Genomic DNA, 15916 nt, shown 5'->3' with positions numbered 1-15916 from the left:
GTCACATTGCAGGCGGGTCTCAGTAGGCCAAGACCCCTGCAAAGGCGCTGCGGTGATCAGGGATTGAGAGTCCGCTTGAGTACGGCGCCGGCTTTGAAACCTGGCACGTTCGACGCGGCGATCTGAATAGATTTGCCGGTGCTCGGGTTGCGGCCGACACGAGCTGCACGAGAGGCGACCCGAAAAGTACCAAAGCCAACTAGAACTACCTCTCCGTCGGGTTTTCTCAGCTCATCAGTCACCGCTTCGATAAAGCCGTTGAGCGCAGCAGCTGCATGGGCCTTGCTGATGTCAGCTTTCTCGGCGATTGCGTCGATCATTTCAGACTTGTTCATGTGTTTTCTCCAGATTTGGAAGTGGTTGGCTTACTTCGAGTCGGTGGATCTTTTGTACATGGTCATGCCCACCCAGGCGAACAGAAGGCCGCCGAAGAGTCCGCACACAAGACCGGCTGTGTGGTTCTGAGGGATGGTGCCGAAAAGGAAATAGAGAATGCAGGCGGCCGTAATGGCGCACTGAATGATCGACGCCCAAGCAAACGCTGAGGGTCTGCGCGTAACCCACCCGTAAAGCCAAAAGGCAAGCGACAGGGGCGCCAGCACGAGCGGCGCAAAGAGAATGTTGAAGCTGTCTGGTTGCAGCAATTACTAGAACCTTTAAAGGCCACTTGGGCGGTGGATTGTGTTGTGGGCACCAAGTAAGTTGGCGGCCCCACTCTGGCGTGTATCAGCGCAGCCCTGGCCCCGGTTTTACTCGGGTTGCTTGTTCGCGCTGATCCATCCGGGTGTTCATGTTATCCAAACCCGCCCCCAATCGCCCCCTGAGGGTGTCAGCGGCGCGGCCGTCGCCGGAAAACGTCGCTCGCTCGTTAGCGAATTCACGTTTGAGCAATTCGTTTTCCTTGAGTAAGTGGCCGGCCTCTTCTTTCAACGAGACAAATTTCTCTATCAGCTTGCTGACACCAGCGGCTGCCAGGCCGGCTCCGAGTGCACTCACAAAAGAGGTGTACGCGACATTGGCCGCCTCGAAAGGCAGATTCCCCTTGAAGGCCTCAAGGATAATGCTTTTATCGGGGTGGTTGATCATGAAGTTCGCCGCTTCCATCGCCTCTGGAACCCGGTTTACCACCGCTGCGGCGTACAGGGCGCCGGTAACAATGGCTGTGCCGAGAAAGGGACTGGCTGCAAGTGCCGCGCTAGCCGAGGCGTTCGGCATGTAATCTTTAGCGAATTTGAAAAACAGATTGTTCGCCTTATCAAGGAACGACTGCTCTTGTTTGTTCATGGCCATGGAATCCTTTTAGGCTGCGACAGCGGGATAGTCGGCGTCGACCAAATCGCAATGGGCTTCAACGAGTTTCAGTTTTTCTCGCGCTTGTTCGAACGTCAGTTCGCTGGTGTCATCGCAAAGCTCGGTCAGGAAGATCGCGTAGGGCAATGACAGCATCTTCACGCCCTTAAGCAGGGGTTTGCTTGGGTTTGTCTGCTCGATGCGCCTCAGCCCCGCTTCAAGGCGCTCACTGAGCGCATTGGCAGTCTGGGCAAGGTCGGCGGCTTCTGCTTGTGTCGGTCGCATGATCGGCTCTCTCTTTTACATACGGGGGCCAAAGGAGGGGCGCGAGCGCACCACTTCCTCGGCCGCAGGGAACATGGAAAGTTGCTCTTCTTGGCGTTCGTGTGCCACGGCGGCAGCGGTTTCATCCGCGTCGAGTCGTTGTGCAGCCACCAGCTCAGGGGTTACCGCTGGGGCAGGTCGATCCAGATGCTTGATCAGTGGGACGCCGGAAACACTTGGGTATTGGATGACCAGCGCTTCGCCAAGTGCTACATCGCTGAGCGCGCTGCTCTTGTGCAAGATGCCAACACCACCACCGATATCTTGAATGACCATACCAACGTCATTGACGGTGACTCGCCCCTCATATTTCACGCCGGCCAATGGCGCTCGGATTTCGCTCACGATCATTGAGGCAGTGTCCTCAATGTTGTCCTGGATAACCTGCACCAGTTCGCGCATGCCGAACTCGCCGTCGTGCGCAAAGTTCAGGATCGATTCGCCGACAAGATGTGCGGCCGCAACAAAAGGCGTTCGCAGAACACCTTGCCCCATCAGTTCGTGTGCAATGGTTTTCGCTAACCCTGCAACTACGTTGGGCGGCCACTGCATCGCTTTAGCGTGTTCAGCAACAGTGATTTGGCGGAGTAAATCCGGGTTGGTTGGATGGCTGATCTTTGGATCAGTGGAACGCACCCTTGCATAGCCTTTGGTGATGGTGGCGAGCTTGGGAGAGTCGGCGTTGAAAATCTGCATGCGGAAGTTTTTTCCTTCCGCCAGATCCCGGACCTGTTTGTCTTTTAGGCCCTGCATTTCACTCCAAACTTCCGAGTCATCAGGAATGTCGTCCATGATGTCGCTGAACGTGACGTTCTTCTTTTCAGGTTTTTGCAGCATGTCCCAGCTGAAGTGCATGCCCTGGGTGACCGCGATCATGCACCACCTGTTTCTAGGTTCGAGCGCGTTGAAGTCCTCGCCTTTGAGCACAGTCTCATGGGTGGTATAGCCAAGATCCCGGAGTTGCGAACGCAAGATCGAGGCGCTTGCAGAGCTGGCGTAAGGAATAACGTTTTCGAATATCACGAACGCGGGGTTGGCTTTGGCAAGGATCACCAAGGCTGCAACCACAAGATGGCCAACTTCAGGATGATCCTCGGGTTGGGCAGTTCCACGCTTGGCACGGCCGGCTACACTCGCCCCCGAGCAGGGGAGGCCCATTTCCATACCATCTTGTTTCGGCAATACCCGCATCGCCATGTCATCAAATGCCAGCTCTTGCATCGGGGCTGCGATGGGAGCGGTCGTCGACTCCCATTCATCAGAAAAAGATGCGTGATCAAGTAGCTCAGGGCGAATTTCGTTTACAAACCCTTTGCGGGTGGCGACGCCGGCCGATTGCAGGCCTTCGTGCACGGCTTTAGAGAGCAGGCCGCCGCCATGCGACAAGCTCCCGATTTCAAGCGGAATGCCGTTCTGAATTTTGTATCTGAGGCGGTTCAGGCGTTCTTTCTTTTTCACTTCGGTAGCAAGAGGCAGCAGGAAGATTTCCCCGTCACGCTGCATAACTCGAATGGCGGCCATGCCATCAAACAACGCAAGCAACTTCTCGCTGTTGATGTCGATAACCGGAACTTCTTCACCTGTCGTTTTGTGAATTTTACCGGAGATTTTGCGTGCGCCGTTGGGGTTCGCTTCAATCCGAAAAACACCATTTTTCAGGTGAATGTCATACCGATCACCTTTCTGGAATCCAGCCGGCGAGACCTCGGTGTGCTCAAGGTATATTCGCGGCTTGCCCCGGTTCTCCCCCATGTTTTTGATGTGGTAGCCCCGCAAGGGCTTTGGCTGCTTCGGGTTTTGGAGGGGACTCTCTGCCATGGTGATCGCCTGGTGGTAGCTATTACTAGGTAGCGTAATATTAAACCGTGTACCGCACCACAAAAAAATAGTCTCTCCGAAGCTTGCGGCCCCTTGAGTGATATTGTAGTTTCATATCACTATATCTTGCCATTATGGCTTGCGGCAAAAGGAGAACTGCCAACATGATTCAGAATTCCAACGTAATTGGCATCACGCCGAAAGCGCGCGACCTGGTGCAGCCAAGCAAATTGGCTCGCGGCTTCGGCGCGCAAGCGGCACTCAACAAAATCACCGCGACCTTTACCGATATCGCGACCAAGGCGAACGTGGGCCACTGGAACGACGATGGCAAGGTGAAACGCCAGGGCATCACCTACGGCGCGTACAACGCTATGAGCTATAGAGCAGCTGATGGGTCCGTCATGCATTCGTGCGGCCAGACCATTAATGAGATGCGCGATAAGCGACAGTTCACGCACAACGCGATAGAACTGCGCTGTGATGCGCTCGGTCTTGTGATTTATGTTGGGGGTGTTACTCAAGTCAATCCAAGCACTCGGGTGGTCATGACGGCAATTCGCCTGGCGTGCTACCAGCACAAACAGATGAAGCCGGAGCTGATCATTGTTGCCGACGCTGAAGCGCTGTACCGAGCGTGCCATAACGTGCTGCTCACGACGTTCAACCGCCTCGGCCGCGAGTACAACATTGCGGGGCTGACTCGGGAGGATTTGACGCTGGTGTCTGATTCGGAGCGCCTGCCGAACATCGTGCTCACTGAGCCAATTTGATTGTGGATTCTAAAGCCGGCAGTTGAAATCGTTGGCCTTTGAGCCCGATAAGGGCCTCCTCCGAGGGTATTGAACGGCTGGATTCTTCCATTTTTGTGTGCACGGTATAAAATCATGGCACGTTGTTACTACTGACCAGCGCCTATCGTTGCTGTGTCTCGTTGCTTTGGAGCACTCATTTTGACTTTCTGCAAAGGCGCCATTCCTCTGGTAATCGGCGCCGCCTTTCTTTATGGCTGCACCTCGCCGACAGTTCAGCACGAGACTCCTGAATACCCCCAAGTGCAAGATCAAGCGGATGCACCGGCTAGTTCTGCCCCATCCCCTGTGTTGACTCAGTCAGTCGAAGTGATGCCCTCCGACAGCGTTTGGCAGCCTGTGAGCGACAACAATGCCCAGCCCCAAAACAACGAGGCCACACAGCTTTACACGCTGGCACAAAGCGCCGAGAGCGACGACCTGCGCCTGGTGTACCTCGAAAGAGCGGCCGAATCCGGAAGCGCGACTGCGCACTATGACATTGCGAAAATCTACACCGAGGGGAAAATTCGACCTCGCGATTTACAGCTCGCACAGGAACACTTGCAGGCTTCAGCAAGCCTCGGTGATCCTGAAGCAACGCGTGTGCTCGGGTGGCAGTTGGTGCGCGGCGACAATGGTTCGCAGAACCTCAACGGTGGGGTAGCGCTAATGGAAGTTGGGGCGCAAACCAGCGTCCGTGCCCAGCGCGAATTGGGCATGCTCTTCGCGGACCTGTACGACGGCTATCGCTTTGGTGAATTAGCCAAGGGCGAGATGTACCTGATGCAGGCCTACAAGTCCGGCGATGTGCAAGCAGCGGTAGCGCTAGGACGCCTCTACGTTCGCCAAGGTCGCCAGATCGAGGCGGTAGACCCGCTGACATTTGCGAGTGAGCACGGCGATAAGTCCGCAAACAAGATGCTGCGCGAACTGGGCATTGATACCAGTTCGGTTTTAACACCGTCCAAAGCGACCGTGGGCGATGATGCAGACAGTGGTGAGCATTTTTACTTGCAAGCAAACGCGATCATGCTGCGCAAGCACGATGCCGAAGATGAGGGGAGGGCATATGCGCTGTATAGCTTGGCCGCTGATCGGGGGTACAACCTCGCGAAAGTTGAGATGGCCGCTATCGAAGGCGTAAAGGTTCAGCTTGATGCTTCTCGTGGCGCCGGTTGGCTGGAACAGGAACGACAGGCAATTCTGGCAAACAGTCACTGACCATTAGCCAGCTGATAGCGGCGGCTGACGCTTTCAAGCGCAAATGCGTTTTTGGAAGCCGGCCGCCCACTCTGGTAACAGCGCCAGCGCCGCCTGTAGCGACTCGACGTCCTGGGTGAACTCCAGCCACTCATGGCTCTCAGCGACATAGGCGCTGACCTCAAGCGCCTTGGCCGGGTCAGGATGTCGCGTCTGGTTGTAATCGCAGATCTTAAACAGAACTCCGCTTACAGCTTTCTGCGCCGCCCAAAACCCGCCACCAGTGGCGACCAGCTCGAAGCCTTCTTTTTCCCACACCTGATCGATCAGATCGGTACTCATCATTTTTCTTCTCCTGTTTTTGTTGCTGCTTGGAAGCGCAGGTAAAACTCGGCCCGCTCGACAACCCGAAAGGGAAACCCGTTCAAAGCAGATATAGCCGGCAAAGCTTGGGTGATCACCGCGCTGTAATCGTCACCCTTGAGCGGCGACATGCACGCACCATATATCTCAAGAGCACCATCGAGACCCACGAAGTCCAAGTCGAGCTCGTGCGACAGCCTGGCAAGGTCATTCATGTGATGACCGAGCGGCGCCTTTAGGAAGCCGATACCGCGCCGTTTTGGAATGAGCACTTCAATGCGGCCATCCATCTTGCAGACAAGCATTTCTTTCGGCGCGATAGTCGTCAAGTTTGGCATCAGAACTCTCGCTCATCGGGGTAAGCCCTCAGAAGCGCTTCGCGCACCAGCGGCTGCCACTCCAGTCCGTCCAGCAGCGCAGCAAGCGTACCGCTTTGTTCGCCCCACGAAAGCGGAGCGCCGTCGCCGCTCAACAGGATTGCACCAGCAATGATGGGCTCCACGTCAGGGCGCTGAGTGATCTGGTAGTTACCAAGTGATTGCACGCCAGTACCGACAGCACGCCACTCAAACAACAGCTCAACCTGGGACGCAAACAGAAGCCCGCACTTGCCGCCGATGGAGCCGGCAAAACCAGCACCGTTGCGTGTCAGTTGGGGGCGGCGATGCTGAAATGCAGCGAGTGTAAAAGCCGAGGCCTTGAGGTGATCAATCGATATCGAAGCGAGCATGCTCAATTCCGTCGTAGGGCTGCCGGTCAGCAGCAATGATTGAAAAATATCACTGATAAATGATTTTCGCAAATCATACTGGCGATTTTATCAAGTCGCGTAAGCACTACAGTATATCACTATACCTTGATAAAACTTTTGCAGTCATAGCCTCTAGAGGCTAATATCTAGCCTTCCCGTGTCGCGGCCATTGCGCCTGACGCCATACCCCGTAGGTGAATCATGCTCCCTCTGAAACGCACTCTATTGGCACTATGCTTCGCTATCGCAGCACCGCTCACCGCAGTTGCGGACACCACGTTCTCGGGGCAGGCCGTCCGTGTGTTGGACGGTGACACAATTGAAGTGCTGAAAGACTCGCGTGAGCTGGTCAGGATCAGACTGGCCAACATCGATGCGCCCGAAAAAACTCAGCCATTCGGGCAGAAGTCGAAGCAGAACCTGATCAGCCTGGTGGCTGGTAAAGACGTGAAGATCATCGACCTCGGTGGCGATCAATACGGGCGACGGATTGGCCGAGTGATGGTTGGCGCTGATGAGGCCAATGTCGAGCAGGTTAAAGCCGGCATGGCTTGGGTATACGAGCGGTACAATCATGATCCTAAGTTGCCAGCCATTGAGGCTTCGGCACGCGCGCATCAGTCTGGCTTGTGGCAGGATAAGTCGCCGCAAGCACCGTGGACGTTCCGTCACGGCCAGTAACCACAAAATCAAAGGTCTCGCGATGTCGGGGCCACAATCTATCTTCGAAGTAAGCTGTGCTGGCCTGAAGGATTCCAATGCGTCCCGTTGAAGTTACCGAAGTGCAGATCATTGCCGCAGGCCGACAACTGATCGAGGAGGGGAGAGCCGTCACTGCAAACTCATTGCGCCGGCGCATCGGTGGCGGTAACCCTCGACGTTTGCTGATTGTGTGGGAGCGAGCGGCGACAGGCGTAGCCCCCCCTGGTGCTGATAAGCCTAAATCCGAACCGGATCCTTCCGTTGTTACGGGGACGCAGACGGAGAACCCAAGAGTATCTGTCGCTGAGCTTGAGCGCAGAGTGCAGGATTTGATGGCGCAGCTGGCCAGCGCCCAACGTGCCGCCGAAATTGAGATTCAGCGACTGGAATTAGTCGTAGGTGCCGTCACCGATCAGATGAACGATTACAAGCAGCGTTGCGCCAATTACGAAACTTCAGCAAAGCACACCCAGATCCGCATCGCTGATTTGACTGCGCGTATAGATGAGCAGCGCAGTGAACTCAACAGAGGCGAGAAATCGCGCAACGCCCTGGAGCTTGCACTTCAAAAGCTTCAGCCTATCGGCACCCCCCCTTCCAAGTAACTTGCCTGCCGTGTCCAGCCCCCCGGCCATTCCATGCGCGGCAGGAGCACCGCAATGGCCCACGCAGGACGCGAGCAGCGTTCAAAGCAGGGCCAAGACACTAGGTTCAATACAATGATACGATGCAGGACAAGCCGTTCCTTGCAGTGGGCCGGCTGACGTCCACAAAACCTTAGAAGTACGGTACGCGTGTCGACGTGAGGAAATGAAACCGTTCACAACAGGTGAGACTGAACGCATGAACATTCGTCACTGGATCCCAGCTGCATTGCTATTGGGCGTATCCATGATTGGCAACACAATGGCCTCAAACGGAAAGGATCTGACGCCCAATAGCGCAGATATTTTGCTCAACGTCGCTATGCCGCCGTTGAAACTTGATATTAAGCAAGCCGCTGGCAATCCTGGCGGGGTCGGATGTGTTGGAGTTGAAACCTGGGATCCTGTGGCTGGGCGCTGCACTGAAGTCGAGTTCATTCGAAATACCGCAGCGGTGGTGCAGATTATTCCTAGTCCTCCCTCGGTCGCTGCTGATGGCACTTGGAGCACCCAATATGCCTACGTTAGAGATGGCCTTGGAAGGCCGGTATTTGCTGGAATTGCGGTGCAGTGGTTAACGTCGTTTGGCTACTTGAACACTTCCACCTCTTACACCGATGCGGGTGGCGTGGCATACGCCGCAGTAGCAAGTGGCAGCGCTGGTAGCGCCACCGTCTACGCCAAGACGATGGTTTCTAACTATGCAAATACAGGTATCACATTTACTGCGACCGGGCCGACCATCCTATCTTTCACTATGGACAGCGAGTACGCCAACAAACGAATACCTAATCAATTGCGATATGACCGGACTGGTACGGGTATTGATCCTGGCATTTCCTACGGCTCGTACTACAGCAATACATTCGTGTGGAGTGCTATAAACGCTACTAGATACGAGCTAGTAGATAGCGGCGGCAATATAATGTATTCAGGTTCAGCTACCAGTGTTGATTTACGAAATCGCTCGGTAAAACTTTCAGTCGAAGGGCAGGCATATGTAACGTGGACATTGCGCGCTTATAACGGTGGGCAAATTACAAGCCAACCAATATCGATGAAGGTTTACATTGATGGCGATTCTGGTGGTGGCGACGGTGGCGGCTAGATTTAGCGCTGAAAAAAATAAAGGCCCCTAACTAGGGGCCTTTTTATCAAGTTGCTTCAACGAATTAGTGATTTCGGGTAACAGGCATCGCATCATCAGTGCAACCCCAAGTGCAGAACGCTGGATACGCCCCACTGTCCTGATTGTTAGCCATTTGTGCTGCGCGAACCTCGGGGATTTCGGTGTACTTCTCCGGATTGGCTGCGCGATCAGCTACAGCGTCGGCGTGCAACTTGTCGATGGTGGTGCAGCCGGTGTTTGCCAGAGCGATCAGTGCTACGAGGCCGAATGCTGCGATTTTGATAGTTGCTTTCATGGTGTTGCTCCTTGGTGTGGGATTCAGTGACTGTTTGTCGCTGATGGCCCATTCTAATAATTCTTTACGGTCGTGTAAACCCGGTAAACGAATAATTTACTGTGTTTACAGTTATTTTTTTATGACAGTTATACTTCACAAAATCTAGAGCGTCAGGCCGTAACCGCGCCATAGCTAGCGGCCGAATCGGCAAAAACTTTAGGGCGAATAGAAATATTTCTCCTGAAACAATATTGTAACAATGCCAAAATAGGATGCTCGCGCAGTCGGCATCCAATGCCGGTCGTTTAAATCATGGTTCCTGCACCAGGTGGGTGCATCAATGGCAGCCAAACATCCGCTATTCACGGTCTGTGCCGGAGTGTCCAATGGGGGGTACTTTAGTCGTAGGTCGACACATTCCGTGAGAGGGAGCATCTCCCTGCCTGTTAACATTATTTTTAGTTGCACAGAATAATTAAAGACCTGAGGAGCTGTATCAATGCCACAAAAATCCTTGTCGCTGGCCATCGCGCTGGCGAGCGTTTCGCTGGGTGTTCAAGCCGCAGAAACAAAGCCAAGTGGCTTCGTTGAAGACAGTCATCTCGCCGTTCAAGCGCGTAACTTTTACATCAACACGGATAACCGTGACGGAACCGCCAATCCATCAAAACAAGAAGAATGGGGCCAAGGCTTCATCTTCAACTTCACATCTGGTTATACGCAGGGCACCGTGGGCTTCGGCGTCGATGCTATCGGCTTGTATGGCGTTCGCCTCGACTCTGGCAAGGGCACTGCTTACAACGCCGGCAGCGTGGGTAAAGGCGGCACAGTGTTCCCGAGCGACAGCGACGGCCGCGCTGTAGGCGACTTCGGTAGCCTGGGTGTGACCGGCAAGATGAAGATCTCCAAATCGGAGCTGCGACTCGGCACGCTCCAGCCGAAGCTGCCGGTTGTGCAAACCAACGATGGACGCCTGCTGCCACAGACTTTTGAAGGCGGTCAGGTCACAAGCAACGAAATCGAAAACCTGACGTTGATCGGCGGCAAGCTGGAACACGCCAAGGGTCGTAACTCCAGCAACATGGACTCGCTGACTATCGCCGGATCCAACGGCAACCCGCAGACTGCAACATCCAATCAGCGCAGCAACGAGTTCTACTACGCTGGTGGTGACTACAAGATCACCAAGGATCTGATGGCGCAGTATTACTACGGCAGCCTGGAAGACTTCTACAAGCAGCACTTCCTCGGTCTGACTCACAACTGGGCTTTGCCAGTGGGCAGCCTGAAATCTGACCTGCGCTACTTCTACAGCGATTCTGACGGCAAGAACGGTAACCAAGAAGGCCGCATTGCCGGCTATCGCTCGTCGGGCTACAACAACAACGGCGGTGAGGTCGACAACCGCACCTGGTCGGCGAAGTTCACGTACAGCCTTCAAGGGCACTCGTTGGCAGCCGGTTATCAGCGAGTCGACGGAACGTCCGACTTCCCGTTCCTGAACCAAGGTGACGGCTCAACTGCATACCTGATCACCGACGTACAAATCGGTAAATTCCAGCGTGCCGGTGAACGTACTTGGCTGGCCAGTTACGGATATGACTTTGCAACTATCGGCGTTCCTGGCTTGACCACCTCGGTCATGTACTTGAAGGGCGATAACATTGCAGCCCCTGGTAATGACCGCCGCGAATGGGAGCGCGATTTCCAGCTGGGCTACGTGATTCCGAGCGGTTCTCTAAAGGGTTTGGGCTTGACCTGGCGCAACGCATCCTTGCGCTCTGATGCAGTAAATCAGCGCGATCAGGATGAAAACCGGCTCATCGTTTCCTACACCTACAACTTCTTCTAATCGAAGAAATGAAAAAGCCCCGACATGATCGGGGCTTTTTTAATTGCAGCGTTTGTGCCTTTGCAGTCGGTACAGCACGCCATCAGTACAACGCATCAACCACGGGGCAATGGCGTTACTCTCAATCCGCAAGCTTGATGATGTCCAAGTACCAGCCATGCTGGTTCGGCGTAGGCCGGAAGCCAAGGTCGGCCGCCTCAGCTCGCTTTGCCTTGCCCTTGTAGAGTTCCCAGCTGCCCCAGCAGACTTCGACGACTGGATCTTTGAGCATGGACTCTTTAGCTACGGAAATTCTGCGAGCAAGTTCCAGTGTCCGCTTTTGAGCGTCTAACCTGGCCATCACGTAATGCACTCGATCAGGCTTCACGCTTCCCGGTGTGTAGAGCACGCTTTCAGGGTAGACCCGTACTGAAATCATCTCCAAGTCATCGCCGCGAACCTTTGAGTGCGCCACGCTCGACAGGCGCTGCATGTACACCGCCCTTTGCTGCTTCAAATCCTCTGCGTCCCTATGCGCCTCGAACCCCATGCGCGCCCAGAACTCTACGGAGCTTCTCGGCTCGCATTGAGTCACGAGCACCGCATTGTTTTTGGCCTCCTCTTTACGGATTGCGTGCTCAACAAGTGCCCGCCCAACGCCACGACCGTGGTAGTCGCTTCTCACCTGAAGAATGGAGCCGAGCGATATCCCGTAAGTCAGGAAACCGATAGGTCCTACACCATCGACAAAGACAGTCACTTCTTTCTCGGCCGTGGCCTTTTGGATGCCCCCCCAGTTATGGATGAACCCATGGCCATCGTGCTCTTCAGCCTTTAGCCACTCATGGATGAATGGCAAGTCAGCTTTGGTGGCAATGCGAATACTTGAGTGGCGACTTTTTTTGTCCGGCATGGGTGATTTCCCTGTTACGCCTGTTTGCTATCCGCGTACATCTTGCGTCGAATCTGCTCTTGCACCGGTGCTGTTTGAGGCCGCACGCCGCGCCACAGGTAAAAAGCTTCCGCTGCCTGCTCAACAAGCATTCCCAAGCCGTCCATTTGCAACGCGGCATGGTTCTCTATTGCCCAGCGGCAGAACACCGTCGCATCCTTCCCATACATCATGTCGTAGCAAACGGTTCGCCCTGGTGCGATCAAGCATTCCTTAATCGGCGGCATGGTGCCGTTTAGGCTGGCCGACGTAGCATTGATGATCAGATCAAACGGCTCATGCAAGCTTTCAAATCGGCTTGCAGTGACTGGCCCCAGATCCGCGAACTGCATGGCAAGTGCCTCCGCCTTCTCAATTGTGCGGTTGCCGATGACTACTGCGGCGGGGTGTTCGGCAAGCAGCGGCTCAAGCGAACCACGCGCCGCGCCACCGGCGCCGAGAAGCAGGATGCGTTTACCTTCAATGGACACACCCGCGTGCCGCAGATCCCTCAGTAGGCCAGCACCGTCGGTGTTGTCGCCGAGAAGGCTCCCGTCGGCTAACTTGCTTATGGTGTTCACCGCCCCGGCGCGTAGCGCCCTGTCTGTCAGCTTGCTCACCAGCTGGTATGCCTCCTCCTTGAATGGCACAGTCACATTCGCCCCAAGCCCTCCCTGAAAAAAACGCGCAGCACAGCCGGCGAAGTCATCGAGCGGGGACAGCAAGGCGCCATATTCCATGTGCTGGGCTGTCTGCTGGGCAAAGACGATGTGCAGGAGAGGGGACTTGCTATGCCCAATGGGGTTGCCGATGACAACGTAGCGATCCATGGGCTGTACTTCACCGGGTTTAGACTGACTGATCATGTTCACCACCATTCAGTTTCGGATCCGCAAGCCAATCACGATTTTGCAAGTAATAATCGGTCAGTCGTGCTTCTTCGCTACCTGGCTCAGCTTTCCAGTCATACGACCAGCGAACCTGCGGTGGCAGCGACATCAGGATCGATTCAGTGCGTCCACCTGATTGCAAGCCGAATAGGGTTCCTCGGTCATAGACAAGGTTGAACTCAACATAGCGGCCACGGCGGAATTCCTGAAACTCACGTTGCTGTGCGGTGAATGCCTGGCTCTTGCGGCGCTGCATGATCGGTAGGTACGCCTCGATGTAGGCGTCTCCCACCGCTCGCCAAAACGCGAAGGTCTTGTCGAATCCCCATTCATTTAGGTCATCAAAAAACAGGCCGCCAATTCCGCGCGGCTCATTCCGGTGCTTGATATGGAAGTAGGTGTCGCACCACGCCTTGTAACGGGGATACACGTCCGACCCAAATGGCGCGCACGCCTTTTCGGCGACACGGTGCCAGTGCACGCAGTCCTCTTCGTTACCATAGTAAGGGGTTAGGTCAAAACCACCGCCGAACCACCAAACCGGTTCCTCCCCGTCTTTTTCCGCGATAAAAAATCGGACGTTGGCGTGAGAGGTTGGAACGTGTGGATTGTACGGATGAATGACCAATGACACGCCTAAAGCTTCAAAGCCGCGACCGGCCATTTCAGGTCTGTGGGCGCTGGCGGAGGGGGGCAGCGTGCTGCCAAAAACGTGAGAAAAGTTGACGCCGCCTTTCTCAATGACATCGCCATTTTCAATCACGCGGGTGATGCCGCCGCCACCGCCTGGGCGTTTCCATGCATCCTCCACAAACTGGGCGCTGCCATCTTCGGATTGCAACGCCGCGCAAATGCGGTCTTGCAGATCAAGTAGGTAGGCTTTAACAACCTGGGTGTGGTTGGACATAGCAGAACCTTAAATTGCGTGGGCCTATGTCAGCCGGCCGCTGTTTTCGGATGTGTGTTGAGCGTCTGTACCCACTCGCTGATTACCGGTTCGAAGTCCGGCATTCCAGATTCATGCTGGGTCTCGCACGCGGCCAACAGCATGGCGCTGAATTCTAGCACTGCCGAGTAACGTGCAGATTGGATGGTTTCGGGTACGACTGTGAGGTTTGCAACAGCGGAAGCCGCATCTCCGCCACTTGGATCAAGGTTTTCGGCGAGGCAGCTCTCAACGGTCGTCCAAATCAATTTGGCCCAGATGCTCGTTTGAGTTTTTTTACCACCTGGGCGCATCGCAAGAACATTGGAAATGCGCTGCACAACCTGATCGCGCAACATGCCGTCGACGCACTGGCCTTTTGCTGAACGTTGAGGTGCCGCAAGCAATTGGGGCAGGGCGTTGACAGCGCCAACGATTAAAGCACCGTATGCTTCACCCTCGGGGCCTTCCTTGAGCCTGCAAATGGGTTGATTGCCGGAAAGAATGCCTGGCTTGTCACCCCCGACGCTTCCAAGCTGAAGGCTTGCGTTCGGCACTGCGCGCATCAGACTACTGATTTTGTTGTGTGGCATGACTGTTCCTATGTGTTCGTCTGAAGGTTGTGCTTCACGCGCCATGCACGAAAGCTCACGGCAGTGCTGCTATCGCCTGCTGGCACATAATCCACCGAAACATGGCTTGTTGAGTCTGTGGGGCCGGCAACCGGCTCGCCGCACGTTGTGCACGAGAACAGCTCAAAGAGCCCCTCTGCGCCGCGCTGGAACGCCCAGTGGCCGCTATGCTGGTCGACATACAAGACCCGCGATGACCGATCGATCGTTTTGACCAGCGATAGACACAGTCGGCGGCGGTCCTGGGTGTGCGGAGCAACATCACTTGTCATCATCTGAATTACCCCATTGCCTTAATAGCGTCTTCGCCGAGCTGGCGGCTGTACTTGCGCAGCAGATGGCGCGCATAGGCGGCATGGATTGGCTCAATCGCTGGTAGCAGGGCCAGACTGCGTCCAACCTTGGCGTCGGGACCGGAAAAACCGACGTCATCTTGTGAGGCCGCACCGTCGCAGACACCGGCAAGGGCGCGTAGGTTCTTGTGCACCGCAAAGACTTGCACCGGGGTGATGGTCGCCGCTTCGCCTTCAAAGCCACGATCAATTGCGCGCTGTGTAGTTCGCGCAGCACTGCGTAGTGCGCGAGCCTGATCAGCGCGAGACGTCGAATCTGCAACCCAATGAGCGATAGCCTTGGCATCAATGACAGCCAGTGGTGGCATCGTCTTGCTTGCCGCTTGAGTTATGGGTGAAACGGCGCCGGCAATACGCTCAAGCGCTTGATCAAGGGCGCGGCAGGCTTCGACATATCCTGCATTGGCCGACGTCTTGAGTAGCGCTTGAATGGCCTCGACGACTTCGACGCTGACGGTGAACCCACATTCGGTAATCAGGTGGGTGACAACCGAGATGGCGCCGTTATGGACGGGCAAGGCCCAAGTCTTGGTGCTACCGGCATAAACAGAGCCTGAAACCGATTTGATCAGTCGCACATAGCCTTCGTTGTAGCTGAAGCGAACGCTCAGAGTTATCAGGGAGCCAGCAGAGAATGCACCGGTCACGTTCAGCGAGGGCACGGTAGCGGCGGTAGCCGGCGCGGTGAAAGCATCCTTGATGCGCTGGGCGGCGGTGTGGCTCACCACAAAGTCGTTGGCAAAGGCAATTCGGGCCAATGCAACAGCCGAAGGGGCGTCTGTACCGACTTGCCAGTAGACATCGCGGCCCAGCTTGCAGAACTTGCGCACAGGAAGTTCGCGAACAGCAGCAAGAAGCAGCTCGGACTTTGGAAAGTACACTCGAAAGCTAGCGGAAGCCTCATCGAACGCGATTACCTTTTCCATTGCTTGCTCCTAGTGTCCAGTGACTGTGGGGGCAGTATTCCTCAAGCAATTATGATATGCAAATATAATTTATTCATTCCCAATGCAGGCACAAAAAAACCCCGCAATGGGCGGGGCTAATGGCCTGGCTGAACCG

The 15916-nt window shown here is 55.2% G+C and carries 20 protein-coding genes; 6 read left to right on the top strand and 14 right to left on the bottom strand.

Annotated elements, in window-relative coordinates; genetic code table 11:
- Positions 1-56 precede the first annotated feature (56 nt).
- The 5 genes from K0F88_RS19870 to K0F88_RS19850 all read right to left on the bottom strand — a co-directional run bounded on the left by K0F88_RS19870 (position 57) and on the right by K0F88_RS19850 (position 3432).
- Positions 57-335: an HU family DNA-binding protein gene (locus tag K0F88_RS19870; protein WP_219096204.1), complete on the bottom strand. Its 279-nt coding sequence runs from the start codon at positions 333-335 to the stop codon at positions 57-59.
- 30 nt (positions 336-365) lie between these two features.
- Positions 366-644 (bottom strand): hypothetical protein, encoded by a 279-nt coding sequence (locus K0F88_RS19865; RefSeq protein WP_219096203.1) that lies wholly within the window; start codon positions 642-644, stop codon positions 366-368.
- Between the two features lie 82 nt (positions 645-726).
- Positions 727-1284, bottom strand: a complete 558-nt coding sequence (locus tag K0F88_RS19860; RefSeq protein ID WP_219096202.1) for a hypothetical protein — start codon at positions 1282-1284, stop codon at positions 727-729.
- Between the two features lie 15 nt (positions 1285-1299).
- Entirely contained in the window at positions 1300-1575 is a 276-nt protein-coding gene (locus tag K0F88_RS19855; protein ID WP_219096201.1) for a hypothetical protein, read from the bottom strand.
- Positions 1576-1590: 15 nt separating this feature from the next.
- Positions 1591-3432 carry a DNA cytosine methyltransferase gene (locus K0F88_RS19850; protein ID WP_219096200.1) on the bottom strand — a complete coding sequence of 614 codons (1842 nt, stop codon included), beginning with the start codon at positions 3430-3432 and terminating at the stop codon, positions 1591-1593.
- Between the two features lie 164 nt (positions 3433-3596).
- Here K0F88_RS19850 and K0F88_RS19845 point away from each other — a divergent pair, with 164 nt between their 5' ends.
- Positions 3597-4205 (top strand): hypothetical protein, encoded by a 609-nt coding sequence (locus K0F88_RS19845; protein ID WP_219096199.1) that lies wholly within the window; start codon positions 3597-3599, stop codon positions 4203-4205.
- Positions 4206-4385: 180 nt separating this feature from the next.
- Positions 4386-5447 carry a tetratricopeptide repeat protein gene (locus K0F88_RS19840; protein WP_219096198.1) on the top strand — a complete coding sequence of 354 codons (1062 nt, stop codon included), beginning with the start codon at positions 4386-4388 and terminating at the stop codon, positions 5445-5447.
- A gap of 33 nt (positions 5448-5480) precedes the next feature.
- On the opposite strand, the gene K0F88_RS19835 is transcribed toward K0F88_RS19840, so the two are convergent.
- Genes K0F88_RS19835 through K0F88_RS19825 form a run of 3 tightly spaced genes read right to left on the bottom strand, consistent with a single transcriptional unit; the run spans position 5481 to position 6591 of the window.
- Positions 5481-5768 carry a hypothetical protein gene (locus tag K0F88_RS19835; protein ID WP_219096197.1) on the bottom strand — a complete coding sequence of 96 codons (288 nt, stop codon included), beginning with the start codon at positions 5766-5768 and terminating at the stop codon, positions 5481-5483.
- A complete protein-coding gene (locus K0F88_RS19830; protein ID WP_219096196.1) occupies positions 5768-6127 on the bottom strand; it encodes a hypothetical protein in 360 nt (119 codons plus the stop codon). Before K0F88_RS19830 ends, K0F88_RS19835 begins: the two co-directional genes overlap by 1 nt.
- A complete protein-coding gene (locus tag K0F88_RS19825; RefSeq protein ID WP_219096195.1) occupies positions 6127-6591 on the bottom strand; it encodes a hypothetical protein in 465 nt (154 codons plus the stop codon). The genes K0F88_RS19830 and K0F88_RS19825 overlap by 1 nt, the downstream gene beginning before the upstream one ends.
- Positions 6592-6741: 150 nt before the next feature.
- Here K0F88_RS19825 and K0F88_RS19820 point away from each other — a divergent pair, with 150 nt between their 5' ends.
- From K0F88_RS19820 to K0F88_RS19810, 3 genes are all read left to right on the top strand, one after another.
- Complete coding sequence (locus K0F88_RS19820; RefSeq protein WP_219096194.1) at positions 6742-7221, top strand: thermonuclease family protein; 480 nt, start codon at positions 6742-6744, stop codon at positions 7219-7221.
- A gap of 77 nt (positions 7222-7298) precedes the next feature.
- Positions 7299-7847 (top strand): DNA-binding protein, encoded by a 549-nt coding sequence (locus K0F88_RS19815; protein WP_219096193.1) that lies wholly within the window; start codon positions 7299-7301, stop codon positions 7845-7847.
- A gap of 238 nt (positions 7848-8085) precedes the next feature.
- Positions 8086-8994, top strand: a complete 909-nt coding sequence (locus tag K0F88_RS19810) for an Ig-like domain-containing protein (protein WP_219096192.1) — start codon at positions 8086-8088, stop codon at positions 8992-8994.
- A gap of 64 nt (positions 8995-9058) precedes the next feature.
- On the opposite strand, the gene K0F88_RS19805 is transcribed toward K0F88_RS19810, so the two are convergent.
- Entirely contained in the window at positions 9059-9310 is a 252-nt protein-coding gene (locus K0F88_RS19805; protein ID WP_219096191.1) for a hypothetical protein, read from the bottom strand.
- A 481-nt stretch (positions 9311-9791) separates the two neighbouring features.
- On the opposite strand from K0F88_RS19805, the gene K0F88_RS19800 reads away from it, so the two are divergent.
- Positions 9792-11144, top strand: coding sequence for an OprD family porin (locus tag K0F88_RS19800; RefSeq protein ID WP_219096190.1), 1353 nt, complete (start codon positions 9792-9794; stop codon positions 11142-11144).
- A gap of 121 nt (positions 11145-11265) precedes the next feature.
- Here K0F88_RS19800 and K0F88_RS19795 read toward each other — a convergent pair whose 3' ends face one another.
- The 5 genes from K0F88_RS19795 to K0F88_RS19775 all read right to left on the bottom strand — a co-directional run bounded on the left by K0F88_RS19795 (position 11266) and on the right by K0F88_RS19775 (position 15780).
- Positions 11266-12036 (bottom strand): GNAT family N-acetyltransferase, encoded by a 771-nt coding sequence (locus K0F88_RS19795; protein WP_219096189.1) that lies wholly within the window; start codon positions 12034-12036, stop codon positions 11266-11268.
- 14 nt (positions 12037-12050) lie between these two features.
- Positions 12051-12884 (bottom strand): shikimate dehydrogenase, encoded by an 834-nt coding sequence (gene aroE / locus K0F88_RS19790; RefSeq protein ID WP_219096353.1) that lies wholly within the window; start codon positions 12882-12884, stop codon positions 12051-12053.
- A 19-nt stretch (positions 12885-12903) separates the two neighbouring features.
- On the bottom strand, positions 12904-13851 hold the full coding sequence (gene hemF / locus K0F88_RS19785) for an oxygen-dependent coproporphyrinogen oxidase (RefSeq protein ID WP_219096188.1): 948 nt from the start codon (positions 13849-13851) through the stop codon (positions 12904-12906).
- A gap of 29 nt (positions 13852-13880) precedes the next feature.
- A complete protein-coding gene (locus K0F88_RS19780) occupies positions 13881-14462 on the bottom strand; it encodes a hypothetical protein (protein WP_219096187.1) in 582 nt (193 codons plus the stop codon).
- 319 nt (positions 14463-14781) lie between these two features.
- A complete protein-coding gene (locus K0F88_RS19775; protein ID WP_219096186.1) occupies positions 14782-15780 on the bottom strand; it encodes a hypothetical protein in 999 nt (332 codons plus the stop codon).
- Between the last annotated feature and the right edge of the window lie 136 nt (positions 15781-15916).

Source organism: Pseudomonas sp. UMAB-40 (assembly GCF_900095275.1).
Lineage (GTDB): Bacteria > Pseudomonadota > Gammaproteobacteria > Pseudomonadales > Pseudomonadaceae > Aquipseudomonas > Aquipseudomonas mandelii_B.
This window is presented reverse-complemented; position numbering and strand designations above follow the sequence as displayed.